Origin of the sequence: Micromonospora sp. NPDC005254 (assembly GCF_042872525.1) — a bacterium.
Classification (GTDB): domain Bacteria; phylum Actinomycetota; class Actinomycetes; order Mycobacteriales; family Micromonosporaceae; genus Micromonospora.
Genome location: NZ_JBIAKM010000002.1, coordinates 438,428 through 450,215, shown reverse-complemented (window position 1 = coordinate 450,215; position 11,788 = coordinate 438,428). Strand labels below are relative to the sequence as shown.

The window sequence follows — 11,788 nt, the reverse complement described above, 5'->3', positions numbered from 1 at the left end:
TGACCAGGCTATCCGGTGCCCGCCTTGTAGCCCACGCCCCGCACGGTGAGGATGATTTCCGGCCGCTCCGGATCTGGCTCGATCTTGGCGCGCAGCCGCTGCACGTGCACGTTGACCAGTCGGGTGTCGGCCGCGTGCCGATAACCCCAGACCTGCTCCAGCAGCACCTCGCGGGTGAAGACCTGACGCGGCTTGCGGGCGAGCGCGACCAGCAGGTCGAACTCCAACGGCGTCAGCTTCACCTCCTCGTCGTTGCGGCTCACGGTGTGGGCCGGCACGTCGATGGTGATCTGGTTGCCGGGCGGGCCGATGGTCAGCATCTCCGGCGCCACGTCCTCGCCACGGCGCAACCGGGCCCGCATCCGGGCCACCAGCTCCTTGGGCTTGAACGGCTTGACCACGTAGTCGTCGGCACCGGACTCCAGGCCGAGGACGACGTCCACGGTGTCGCTCTTGGCGGTCAGCATGACGATCGGCACGCCGGATTCGGCACGGATCGACCGCGCCACGTCGATACCACTCATTCCGGGCAACATGAGGTCGAGCAGGACGATATCTGGCCGACTGTCACGAAAGGCGGCCAACGCCCGCTCGCCATCGGCCACGAACGAGGGCAGGAAACCCTCACTGCGCAGCACGATGCCGAGCATCTCGGCGAGTGCGGGGTCGTCGTCGACCACCAGTACCCGGGCTCTCATGGGATTAATATTGCATCCCCGTTCAGTTCGGTGGGACCGGCGTCAGCCGGCACGGATAGTGCCGCCGGCAAACCAGTCACCGCGACCCGCGGCGGCGGCGCCACGTGGTGCGAGGTCCAGCGCAGGGATCGGTTCCCGGGCCGGCTCCCACCATGATCCCCCCTCGGCGCCGTCCGGCGCCACCGTAGCCCCCGGCCGGCCGCGCTGTCGCCATCCGGACGACGGGTCGCCGCCGCGATCCGGTTAGGGCCTGTTTCATAAGGGCGGTCGAGCCGAGGCGGAGTCCGGGCGGCCGCCGCAGGCCGGCCAGTTCTTATGAAACAGGCCCTAGCGCTCAGCCGAAGAGCGCGCGGCCCCAGTGGTCCCCACCGTCGCGCACTCCGGGCGGGCAGGCGAACAGGCCGCTGGAGACGTGCCGCAGATATTCGTTCATCACGTCATGGCGGGCCAACTGGGTCTGGATCGGCACGAACTGCCGGCGCGGGTCCCGCTGGTAGGCGATGAAGAAGAGGCCGGCGTCGAGCCGGCCGAGACCGTCCGAGCCGTCGACGAAGTTGTAGCCCCGCCGCAGCAGGTGCGCGCCGTTGTTCCGGCTCGGGTGGGCCAGGGCGACGTGGGCGTGCTCGGCGATCAGCGGCTTGCCGTCGTCCCCGCGTGCCGCGAAGTCCGGCTCGTCGAATTCCTTGCTGCGCCCGAGCGGGGCGCCGCTGCCCTTGGTCCGACCGACGATCTCCTCCTGCTCGGCCAGGGAGGTCCGGTCCCAGGTCTCCACGAGCATCCGGATCTTGCGGGTGACCAGGTACGACCCGCCGGTCATCCAGTCCGGCCCGTCGCCCGGCTGCACCCACAGCTGGTCGCGGAGCAGGTCGGTCTCCTCGGCCTTGAGGTTGGCCGTGCCGTCCTTGAAGCCGAACAGGTTGCGGGCGGTCGCCTGGTCCCGGGACGTCGACGACGTACGGCCGAAGCCGAGCTGCGACCAGCGGACGCTGACCACCCCCATGCCGATCCGCGCCAGGTTGCGGATCGCGTGCACCGCCACCTGCGGGTCGTTGGCGCACGCCTGCACGCACAGGTCGCCACCGGAGATCGGGGCCTGCAACGCGTCACCGGGGAACCTGGGCAGCTCGGCCAGGGCGGCCGGGCGGCGGTCGGCGATGCCGAAGCGGTCCCGGCCGTCGGCGTCGCGGAACAGCGTCGGGCCGAAGCCGATGGTCAGGGTGAGCTGCGACGGCGGGAGGCCGAGCGCCTCACCGGTGTCGTCCGGCGGGGCCTCCGGCATGCCACCGACCGCGCCGAGCACCCCGGCGTCGCGGCCGGCCGTCATGCGCGCGGCGGCGGCCGTCCACTCCTGGAGCATCTCGACCAGGCGGGCCCGGTCCTTGGTGATCACGTCGAAGGCGACGAAGTGCAGCCGGTCCTGCGCCGGGGTGACGATGCCGGCCTGGTGCTCCCCGTGGAACGGAACCGCGTCCGCCGCGTGGTCGCTGGCCGCCGCCGGGCCACGGGAGTCGCCCAGCAGCACGCCCGCGCCGGCGGCCACCCCGGCGACTCCGGCCACCCCCGCGCCGGCGAGCGTGATGGCCCTCCGGCGCGTCAACCTGCTTGCGCTCATCGACTCGACTCCCCCTGCGTCCCGGTCACCGGGCGACGACTGCGGCGACCTTGCTGATCGGCTCGGCGAGCGCGTTGATGCCGTCGGAGAGCTCCTTGAGCTCAGCCTTGCTCAACGCGGTGTGCAGCTTCCACCCGTCGCCGTCGCGGTGCTTGCCGAGCTGCGCCTCGACGTTCGCGAACTCGGTGTCGAGCTGCTTGACCAGCTCCGGCGAGCGCTGCTCCAACGCGGGCCGGAGGGCGGACAGCGCCGCCTTGGAACCGTCCAGGTTGGCGGCGAAGTCCCACAGGTCGGTGTGCGAGTAGCGCTCCTCCTCGCCGGTGATCTTGCCGCTGGCGACCTCGTCGAGCAGCTCCTTCGCGCCGTTGGCGAGCTGGAGCGGGGAGAGCTTCTCGGCGTTGGCCTTCGCCACGACCTCCTTGACGTCGACCAGCAGCCGGTCCGCGATCGGGCCGTCCTTGCTGATGTCGCCGGACTGCCAGAGGTCCTTCTCGATCCGGTGGAAGCCGGTGAACTCCATGCCCTCCTCGATGACCTCCTCGCGGCCGTCGATCTTGGGGTCCAGGTCGCCGAAGATCTCGGCCACCGGCTCGATCCGCTCCCAGTAGGTGCGCGCGACCGGGTAGAGCGCCTTGGCCTTGGCCACGTCGCCGGCCTTCACGGCGGCGACGAACTCCTCGGTCTTCTCCAGCAGCGCGCCGGTCTGGCTCTTGACGTAGCGCTGGTAGTTGTCGGTGGCCCCGGCCAGCGCGGCGTCGGCGGTCAGCGGCTGCGCCGAACCGCTGACCTTGAGCGCGCCCCGGATGCCCTTGCCGCTCATCCCCGGCTTGCAGGCCGTCTCGTACGTGCCCGCCGGCAGCTCGACGTGCAGCTCGCGGCTCAGCCCGGGGGCGATGTTCTCCACCTCGCCCATCACCCGGTCGCCGGAGGCGTACACGTAGAACTCGGTGACCTTCGCGCCCGCGTTGGTGATCTTGAAGGTGGCGGTTCCGGCGCCGAGGTCGGTCGTGCCGACCTCGCAGGCGGTGTCGGTGGCCTTGACCACGATCGCGCCGCCGGCCGCGCCCGCCTCATCCTTCTTGGAGTCGGAGCACGCGGCGACGCCGGCCGTCGCCAGCACGCCGGCAGCGGCCAGCGCGAAGAATCGGGTGGTACGCATCTGGGCTGTCTCTCCTCGTGGGGTCAGGCACGCTGCGGCGTTGATGCCGCGTCGGCCTCGGCCTCGGTGCCGGTGTCGGCCCCGCGCTCGGTGACGGTGGTGGTGCTCGTGGCGTCCGGAGACGTCGACTCGGCCGCCGACGCGGCGACGGCGGGCGCCGAGGCCGCGGGGGGTGCCGCCGCGGAGGGCGCGGCCGGCACCGCGGTGGCCGCGGCCGGTGCGGGGGTACGCCGGGTCGGGCGCAGGAAGAGCGCCAGGACCGGCACGGCGTACGCGATCCAGGCGATCGTCTCGAGCACGGTGGGCGCGGGGGTCACGTTGAACATCCCGGCCAGCAGCGCCGCGTACCAGGTGGTCGGGTCGAGCGTGCTGGTGATGTCGAAGGCCAGGTCGTTGAGGCCGGGCAGGACACCGGACTCCTGGAAGTCGTGCACGCCGTACTTGAGGATGCCGGCGGCGACCAGGATCAGCAGGGCACCGGTCCAGGTGAAGAACTTGCTGAGGTTGATCCGCAGGGCGCTCGCGTACAGCAGCACGCCGAGCACCACGGCGGTGAGGATGCCGCCGATCAGCGCGAGCAGCGGCCCGCTGTCGCCGGCCGCGCCCTGGGCGGCGGAGTAGAAGATCAGGGCGGTTTCGAGGCCCTCCCGGATCACCGCGAGGAAGGCCATCCCGGCGACGGCGAGCGACCCGACGGCCAGTGCCTCGGTGAGCTTGCCGCGCAGCTCGCCCGCGATGGTGCGGGCCGCCTTGCGCATCCAGAAAATCATCCAGGTGACGAACACCACGGCCGCGACGGAGGTGATGGCCTCGAACAGCTCGCGGTCCTCGGAGCGGGACAGCAGCGAGGTCGAGGTGTACTCGATGAGCCAGCCGAAGAGCACCGAGAGCGCCACGGCAAGGCCGACGCCCGCCCACACCTGCGGCAACCGGTCCCGGCGCTGCGACTTCACCAGGAAGGCGACCAGGATGCTGACCACCAGGGTCGCTTCCAGGCCCTCCCGCAGGCCGATCAGGTAGGTGGCGAACATTCTGGCTCCGTGTTCATTAGGCACGCCTCAGCTAACTTAGGGCAGCCATACCTTCCTCCAGTTCCGGGACCTCGTCAAGTCGTTCATGACAAGCTCACTCTCGCTGTGACCTGGTCTTCGGCGGCCGCCACGAACCGGTCACCGTCCGAGCGTGGGAGGATCCCTGCCGTGAAGGCTTTCCTGCCGTGGCTGGCGGTGCTCGCCGTGGTGCTGCTGCTCAGCGCGCTGCGCCTGCGGGCACTGGCCACCGTCGTGTCCCTGGGCTGGCTGGCCTGGTGCGCGTGGACGTGGTTCCGCCCCAGCCGCCGCGACTCCCGCTCCGGCTGACGTCCCGTCCCGCCCTGGCGGGAACGACGAACCGGGCCGGCTGCGAACAGCCGACCCGGTTCGAAGAGATGTCGATCAGTAGCGGTAGTGGTCCGGCTTGAACGGCCCCTCCTGCGAGACGCCCAGGTACGCGGCCTGCTCCTTGGTGAGCTTGCTCAGCTTGGCGCCGAGCGCGCCCAGGTGCAGGCGGGCCACCTTCTCGTCCAGGTGCTTGGGCAGCACGTAGACGCCGACCGGGTACTCCTCGGTCTTGGTGAACAGCTCGATCTGGGCGATCGTCTGGTTGGCGAACGAGTTCGACATCACGAAGCTCGGGTGCCCGGTCGCGTTGCCCAGGTTCAGCAGACGCCCCTCGGACAGCACGATGATGGCGTGCCCGTCGGCGAAGCGCCACAGGTCGACCTGCGGCTTGATGTTGATCCGCTCGACGTCCGAGCGCTTGGCCAGGCCGGCCATGTCGATCTCGTTGTCGAAGTGGCCGATGTTGCCGACGATGGCCTGGTGCTTCATCCGGGCCATGTGCTCGTTGGTGATGACGTCGAAGCAGCCGGTGGCGGTGATGAAGATGTCCGCCTGCTCGACCACGTCGTCCAGGGTCGCGACCTGGTAACCGTCCATCGCGGCCTGCAGGGCGCAGATCGGGTCGACCTCGGTCACCACGACCCGGGCGCCCTGGCCGCGCAGCGACTCGGCGCAGCCCTTGCCCACGTCGCCGTAGCCCATCACGACGGCCATCTTGCCGCCGATCAGCACGTCGGTGGCCCGGTTGAGGCCGTCGATCAGGGAGTGGCGGCAGCCGTATTTGTTGTCGAACTTGCTCTTGGTCACCGAGTCGTTGACGTTGATGGCCGGGAAGAGCAGCGTGCCCGCGCGGTGCATCTCGTAGAGGCGGTGCACGCCGGTGGTGGTCTCCTCGGTGACGCCCTTGATGCCGGCGGAGATCCGGGTCCAGCGCTGGCCGTCCTCGGCGAGCGAGCGGTGCAGCAGTTCGAGGATGACCCCGTACTCCTCGGAGTCGGCGGACTCGACCGGCGGCACGACGCCGGCCTTCTCGAACTCGGCGCCCTTGTGGACCAGCAGGGTGGCGTCGCCGCCGTCGTCGAGGATCATGTTCGGGCCCTGCCCGTCCGGCCAGACGAGCACCTGCTCGGTGCACCACCAGTACTCCGGAAGGGTCTCGCCCTTCCAGGCGTACACCGGGACGCCGGCGGGGGCGTCGGGGGTGCCGTTCGGGCCGACGACGATCGCGGCGGCGGCGTGGTCCTGGGTGGAGAAGATGTTGCAGGACGCCCAGCGAACCTGCGCGCCGAGGGCGACCAGCGTCTCGATCAGGACTGCGGTCTGGATGGTCATGTGCAGCGAACCGGTGATCCGGGCGCCGGCGAGCGGCTGCGCCTCGGCGAACTCCCGCCGGATCGCCATCAGGCCGGGCATCTCGTGCTCGGCGAGCTGGATCTCCTTGCGCCCGAACTCGGCGAGCGACAGATCCGCCACCTTGAAGTCGCCCTCGGCGAGCGTGCTCGGCCGGGCCTCGGACGGCGTACCGCTGGCGGCCGCCGGGAGGGTGCTGGTCATGAAAGCTCCTGTCGAACGATGTCTGCGCCGATCCTCCACCTTACGCGCGCTGGCGACGGGCGCCGGGGGACGGGCTGCGGACAGCGCACGGGGCGGTCGGTGGTGGACAGACCCGCTGCCCACTTCCGCCCGCCCCGTGCATCCCCCCGGTTTGGTTCCCCGCACGTTGTCGGACCGTCGTCGCGATAACGCTGCGTACTCATAGAGTCACATTCAGCCAGGGGCGCGTCAAGCTATTCCGGGAAAGTCGGACTTGTGTCGGGCTCAGCGCAGCCCCGACGTCGCCACGTACGCCTCACCGTCGCCGCCGACCCGCAGCGGCTCACCGGACGCCGTGCCGATCGCCGCCTGGCCGGACGCCAGCGTCAGCGCGCCCGCCCCGTCGTCGACCGTGACCGAGCCCGCGGCGCAGAGCACCACCCGGGGGCCGGGCAGCGCCACGGTGACCTCCGGCACGGCCGCGCCGACCCGCACCCGGTGCAGCGCGAAGTCGTCCACCGGCACCGGCCAGCAGTCCACGCCCGGGGCGATCGGCTGCGCGGCACGTACCGGATCGTCGAGCACCTCGAAACGCAGCACCCGCAGCAACTCGTCGACGTCCACCCGCTTCGGGGTCAGACCCCCGCGCAGCACGTTGTCGCTCGCCGCCATGATCTCCACGCCGCAGCCGCTCAGGTACGCGTGCAGGTTGCCCGCCGGCATCCAGATCGCCTCTCCCGGCACCAGCCGCAGGTGGTGCAGCAGCAGCGCCACCAGCACGCCCGGGTCGCCCGGATAGGCGGTCGCCAACCGGCGGGCCAGCTCCGCGTCCGGGCCGTCGGCCGCCGACGCCAGGGCGGCACGCAGCAGCCCGTCGCGCTCGGCGACCGGCCAGCCGAGCAGTGTCCGCACGGCCGTGCGCAGCCCCGCCGGCCCGGCCCGCAGCGCGTCGACCACCGGCCCCAACGCCGGTACGCCGAACGCGGCGAGCGCCTCGGCCGACTCGGCCGGATCCCGGAAGCCGCACAGCGCCTCGAACGGGGTGAGCGCGACCAGCAACTCCGGCTTGTGGTGCGGGTCGGAGTAGTTGCGCTCCCCCGCCGGCCGGCCCGCCTCCGCCGCGAAACCCACCCGGGCCTGCTCGGCGTCCGGGTGGGCCTGCAGGCTCAGCGGCGCGTCGGCGGCGAGGACCTTGAGCAGGAACGGCAGCCGGGTGCCGAACCGGTCGGTCACCCGCTGGCCCAGCCACTGCCCCGGCTCGTCGCGCACCAGGTCACAGAGGCTCACCCGCAGGCCGGCGCGCTCCACCCTGGCCGGGGCGCCGGCGTGGGCGCCCAGCCACAGCTCCGCCTCCGGGCCGGTGCTGGGCACCGGTCGACCCTGCAACATCGCGATGGCTGAGCGGGACCCCCAGGCGTAATCCCGGATCGGTCCGTACAGCGGTTCCACCGTCTCAGCCCCCGGGCCGCCCGACCGCCTCGCCCGACGCGTCCTCGGGCTGCGGTACGGCGGTGTCGGCGGCGGTGCCGGTGCCGGCCGCCGCGGCGGCGGCGCTGTAGATGTCCGGCTCCAGGTAGATCACCCGGGCGATCGGCACCGCGGTGCGGATTCGCGCCTCCACGGCGTTGATGCCACGGGCCACGTCGTGGGCGCTCTCGCAGGCCGGCACGCCGATCTTCGCGGCCACCATCAGCTCTTCCGGGCCCAGGTAGAGCGTCTTCATGTGGATGATCCGCTCCACCTCGGGGCCCTCGGTGATGGCCCGCTCGATGGCGGCCAGGTCCTGCTGCTCGGCACCCTCACCGAGCAGCAGGCTCTTGGTCTCGATGGCCAGCACGATGGCGATGACCACCAGCAGGATGCCGATCATCGCGGTGCCGGCCGCGTCCCACCGGCCGTTGCCGGTGATCAGCGTCATGCCGACGCCGAAGAGCGCGAAGACCAGACCGACAAGCGCGCCGAAGTCCTCCAGGAGCACCACCGGCAGTTCCGGCGCCTTGGCCCGCCGGATGAAACGCACCCAGGACTGGTTGCCCCGGATGTGGTTGGACTCCTTGATCGCCGTCCGGAAGGAGAACGACTCCATGGCGATCGCCGCCAGCAGCACCGCCACCGGAAGCCACTGCCACTCGGTGATGCCCTCCGCGTGCGACCACTTGTGGTACGCCTCGTAGAGGGCGAACAGGCCGCCGATGCTGAACAGCACGATCGACACGATGAACGCGTAGATGTAGCGCTCCCGGCCGTACCCGAACGGGTGTTCCGGGGTGGCCGCGCGCTTCGCCCGCTTCCCGCCGAGCAGCAGCAGACCCTGGTTACCGGAGTCGGCGACCGAGTGGACCGCCTCGGCCAGCATCGACGAGGACCCGGAGAGCAGGAACGCGATGAACTTGGTGACGGCGATGCCGACGTTGGCCAGCAGGGCGGCGACGATCGCCTTCGTCCCGCCGTTCGCGCTCACGCCGCCACTCCGCTTCGCGTCGTGGTGACGTACGTGACGCGCCGCCCCCTGCGTACGTTCACTGGTTCGACAGCTCCTTCATCTCGGTGATGGCCGGGACGGCCATCGGGTCCAATCCGTGTGCCAGAGCAAGGTAGATCGAGGCGAAGTCCGGTACGGCGATCAGGGAGGCAAGCCGCTCCAGAGCCGACCCACCCTCGGCGGTCACCACGTCGCAGCGCACACCACGGCGCTCCGCGAGGGTCTGCACCGCGTCCGCGCGGCGCTCCTCGACCGCGAGCGGCTCGTCCGTGTCGTCCTCGGCGTTGAGGCCGCCGTCGCGCAGCAGGACCAGCCGCAGCCGGGTGCCCTCACCGTCGTCCTCCGCCGGGTCGGCGAAGATGTCCCGCTCCCCCTCGGCCAGGCCGCCGAAGACCCCGTCCAGCAGCCCGACCCGGCCCCGCCCGGCCTCGCCCAGCGCCCCGGTGACCACCGGGTAGCGGGCGTTGGCGGACAGGGTGTCACCGAAGCGGCGGGCCGCCACGGTGGCCAGCGGGGACGAGCCCCACACGATCGGGATCGAGCCGGCCAGGCCCAGCGCCAGCGACTTGGCCGGGTTGACGAACGACTCGGCGGCGGAGCGGCAGCGGTCGGCGTCCGCGTCCAGCCGGGCCGCCGTCTCCGCCAGGTCCGCCTCGTTGACCTTCACCAACCCGAGCGAACGCGCGGCGAGCAGCACCGGCACGGTGAGCGCCCAGAGACTGGCCCGGGCCGGCGCGCGGCGCGGCACCGGGATGAACGGCGCGCGGGCCCGCTCGGCCACCGACTGCAACTGCGAGTCCGGGGCGCCCACCGCGACCAGCCGGGCACCGCGACGGTGCGCGGCCTCGGCGGCGCCCAACGCCTCCGGGCTCCGACCGGACGCGCTCACCGCGATCACCACGTCGGCGGCGCCCACCCAACCGGGTACGCCCGCGCTGCGGTGCCCGATGATCGGGACCGGGCAGCGCGGCCCGGCGACCGTGGCCAGCACGTCACCGGTACGCCCGGCGGTGCCGATGCCGGCGATCACCACGGCCCGGGGACGCCCGTCGTCGGCGAGCACCGCCAGGTTCGCCTCGGCGGCCAACGCCGCGCTCTCGCGCACCTGGGCGCCGGCCGACGCGGTGTGCCGCAGCATGCCGCCCGGGTCGTGCTCGGCCAGCGCGTCCGGGTTGTCGAGCAGGGCCTCGTCGGCGTCACGACGCCCGCTGACCCCGGCCGTACCGTCGATCATGACTGCAGTCCGGGGCCGCCACGCGCCTCGTCGAGCAGCAGCACCGGCACGTCGTCGCGGACCTCGAAGATCCGGCCGCACTCCGTGCAGGTCAACGTCTGCGCCTCCGCGTCGTAGGTGAGCGGGGCGTGGTGCGTGTCCGGGCAGGCAAGGATCTCGAGCAACTGCGGATCCAGGGCCATGGCGCGGCTCCTTCCACGAGTGCGGGGTCACCGGCGGCGGTGCCGACCGGCGCAGGCGATCTTATCGGCGAACGCGGCCGAGCACCTCGTCCCGCAGCGAGACCATCCGCTCGCGGGTGGGCGCCTCGACGTTGAGCCGCAGCAGCGGCTCCGTGTTGGAGGCACGCAGATTGAACCAGGCACCGTCGGGGAAACGCAGCGTCAGCCCGTCCATCTCGTCGGCCGTCGCGTCCGGGTACGCGGCACGCACCTCGGCCACCGCCGCGGCCTGGTCGGCGACCGTCGAGTTGATCTCGCCGGAGGCGATGTAGCGCTCGTACTCGCCGGCCAGCACGGACAGCGGCTGCGACTGCTCGCCCAGGGCGGCCAGGGTGTGCATCGCGGCGAGCATTCCGGTGTCGGCGAACCAGAAGTCCCGGAAGTAGTAGTGCGCGGAGTGCTCGCCGCCGAAGACCGCGTTGGTGCGGGCCATCTCCGCCTTGATGAAGGAGTGCCCGACCCGGGCAACCACCGGCTCCCCACCGTGCTCGCGGATGATCTCCGCGACCGCACTGGAGGTGATCAGACCGTGGATCACCGTGGAGCCCGGGTGCTTGGCCAGCTCACGCGCCGCGACCAGCGCGGTGATCGCCGACGGCGACACCGGCTCGCCACGCTCGTCCACCACGAAGCACCGGTCGGCGTCCCCGTCGAAGGCCAGGCCGATGTCGGCCCCGTGCTCGACCACGGCACGCTGGAGGTCGACCAGGTTCGCCGGGTCCAGCGGGTTCGCCTCGTGGTTGGGGAAGCTGCCGTCCAGCTCGAAGTAGAGCGGCACGATCTCCAACGGCAGGGCCGACAGGGCGGCGTCGCCGAGCACGGTGGGGACGGTGAAGCCACCCATCCCGTTGCCGGCGTCGACCACCACCTTCAGCGGCCGGATGCCGGAGAGGTCGACCAGCTTGCGCAGGTACGCGGCGTAGTCGGGAAGCAGGTCCCGCCGCTCGGCCGGGCGGGTCGGCTCACCCGCCGGGCGCGACGCCCCGGAGTCCAGCAGGGCCTGCGCCCGCTCCCGGATCTCCGCCAGCCCGCTGTCCTGGCCGATCGGCCGGGCGCCGGAGCGGCACATCTTGATGCCGTTGTACTGCGCCGGGTTGTGACTGGCGGTGAACATCGCGCCGGGCAGGTCGAGCGAGCCGGAGGCGAAGTAGAGCAGGTCGGTGGAGGCGAGCCCGATCTCGATCACCGAGCGGCCCTCGGCCCGCACCCCGGCGGCGAACGCGGCGGCCAGGCCGGGCGAACTGGCCCGCATGTCGTACCCGACGACAACCGCGTCGCCAGGCTCGTCACTGGCGTTGAGCAGCTGGGTGAAGGCGGCCCCGAGCGCCTCGGCGACCCGTTCGTCCCACTGGTCCGGCACCGTCCCTCGGACGTCGTACGCCTTCACGATCTGGGACAGATCAGACACTAGTTCCGCTCCTTGGCCGCAGGTTTCCAACGAACCTGAGCGTATCGGAGCGTCCGGGCCCG

The 11,788-nt window shown here is 71.7% G+C and carries 11 protein-coding genes; 1 reads left to right on the top strand and 10 read right to left on the bottom strand.

Going from position 1 to position 11,788, the window contains the following annotated elements; genetic code table 11:
- Positions 1–8: 8 nt before the first annotated feature.
- The 4 genes from mtrA to efeU form a co-directional block, all read right to left on the bottom strand.
- On the bottom strand, positions 9–698 hold the full coding sequence (gene mtrA / locus ACFYPR_RS07720; protein WP_007455837.1) for an MtrAB system response regulator MtrA: 690 nt from the start codon (positions 696–698) through the stop codon (positions 9–11).
- 334 nt (positions 699–1,032) lie between these two features.
- Positions 1,033–2,310: an iron uptake transporter deferrochelatase/peroxidase subunit gene (gene efeB, locus ACFYPR_RS07715; RefSeq protein WP_387258992.1), complete on the bottom strand. Its 1,278-nt coding sequence runs from the start codon at positions 2,308–2,310 to the stop codon at positions 1,033–1,035.
- Positions 2,311–2,335: 25 nt separating this feature from the next.
- Positions 2,336–3,469: an iron uptake system protein EfeO gene (gene efeO, locus ACFYPR_RS07710; protein ID WP_387258991.1), complete on the bottom strand. Its 1,134-nt coding sequence runs from the start codon at positions 3,467–3,469 to the stop codon at positions 2,336–2,338.
- 23 nt (positions 3,470–3,492) lie between these two features.
- Complete coding sequence (efeU, locus tag ACFYPR_RS07705; RefSeq protein WP_354859033.1) at positions 3,493–4,500, bottom strand: iron uptake transporter permease EfeU; 1,008 nt, start codon at positions 4,498–4,500, stop codon at positions 3,493–3,495.
- 168 nt (positions 4,501–4,668) lie between these two features.
- Here efeU and ACFYPR_RS07700 point away from each other — a divergent pair, with 168 nt between their 5' ends.
- Positions 4,669–4,827: a hypothetical protein gene (locus tag ACFYPR_RS07700; protein WP_354859030.1), complete on the top strand. Its 159-nt coding sequence runs from the start codon at positions 4,669–4,671 to the stop codon at positions 4,825–4,827.
- A gap of 75 nt (positions 4,828–4,902) precedes the next feature.
- On the opposite strand, the gene ahcY is transcribed toward ACFYPR_RS07700, so the two are convergent.
- The 6 genes from ahcY to ACFYPR_RS07670 form a co-directional block, all read right to left on the bottom strand.
- Positions 4,903–6,402 carry an adenosylhomocysteinase gene (gene ahcY, locus ACFYPR_RS07695; RefSeq protein ID WP_387258988.1) on the bottom strand — a complete coding sequence of 500 codons (1,500 nt, stop codon included), beginning with the start codon at positions 6,400–6,402 and terminating at the stop codon, positions 4,903–4,905.
- A gap of 264 nt (positions 6,403–6,666) precedes the next feature.
- Positions 6,667–7,830 (bottom strand): mannose-6-phosphate isomerase, class I, encoded by a 1,164-nt coding sequence (manA, locus tag ACFYPR_RS07690; RefSeq protein ID WP_387258986.1) that lies wholly within the window; start codon positions 7,828–7,830, stop codon positions 6,667–6,669.
- 4 nt (positions 7,831–7,834) lie between these two features.
- Positions 7,835–8,842, bottom strand: coding sequence for a cation diffusion facilitator family transporter (locus ACFYPR_RS07685; RefSeq protein ID WP_354859023.1), 1,008 nt, complete (start codon positions 8,840–8,842; stop codon positions 7,835–7,837).
- A gap of 58 nt (positions 8,843–8,900) precedes the next feature.
- Complete coding sequence (locus ACFYPR_RS07680) at positions 8,901–10,097, bottom strand: SIS domain-containing protein (protein ID WP_234587712.1); 1,197 nt, start codon at positions 10,095–10,097, stop codon at positions 8,901–8,903.
- Positions 10,094–10,279, bottom strand: a complete 186-nt coding sequence (locus ACFYPR_RS07675) for a Trm112 family protein (protein ID WP_354859020.1) — start codon at positions 10,277–10,279, stop codon at positions 10,094–10,096. Before ACFYPR_RS07675 ends, ACFYPR_RS07680 begins: the two co-directional genes overlap by 4 nt.
- A 61-nt stretch (positions 10,280–10,340) precedes the next feature.
- On the bottom strand, positions 10,341–11,726 hold the full coding sequence (locus ACFYPR_RS07670) for a phosphomannomutase/phosphoglucomutase (protein WP_355063061.1): 1,386 nt from the start codon (positions 11,724–11,726) through the stop codon (positions 10,341–10,343).
- Positions 11,727–11,788: the final 62 nt, after the last annotated feature.

Bases quoted from the DNA above. Each gene is read 5' to 3' on its own strand.
- mtrA (WP_007455837.1), bottom strand. From the start codon at position 698: ATGAGAGCCCGGGTACTGGTGGTCGACGACGACCCCGCACTCGCCGAG.
- efeB (WP_387258992.1), bottom strand. From the start codon at position 2,310: ATGAGCGCAAGCAGGTTGACGCGCCGGAGGGCCATCACGCTCGCCGGC.
- efeO (WP_387258991.1), bottom strand. From the start codon at position 3,469: ATGCGTACCACCCGATTCTTCGCGCTGGCCGCTGCCGGCGTGCTGGCG.
- efeU (WP_354859033.1), bottom strand. From the start codon at position 4,500: ATGTTCGCCACCTACCTGATCGGCCTGCGGGAGGGCCTGGAAGCGACC.
- ahcY (WP_387258988.1), bottom strand. From the start codon at position 6,402: ATGACCAGCACCCTCCCGGCGGCCGCCAGCGGTACGCCGTCCGAGGCC.
- ACFYPR_RS07680 (WP_234587712.1), bottom strand. From the start codon at position 10,097: ATGATCGACGGTACGGCCGGGGTCAGCGGGCGTCGTGACGCCGACGAG.
- ACFYPR_RS07675 (WP_354859020.1), bottom strand. From the start codon at position 10,279: ATGGCCCTGGATCCGCAGTTGCTCGAGATCCTTGCCTGCCCGGACACG.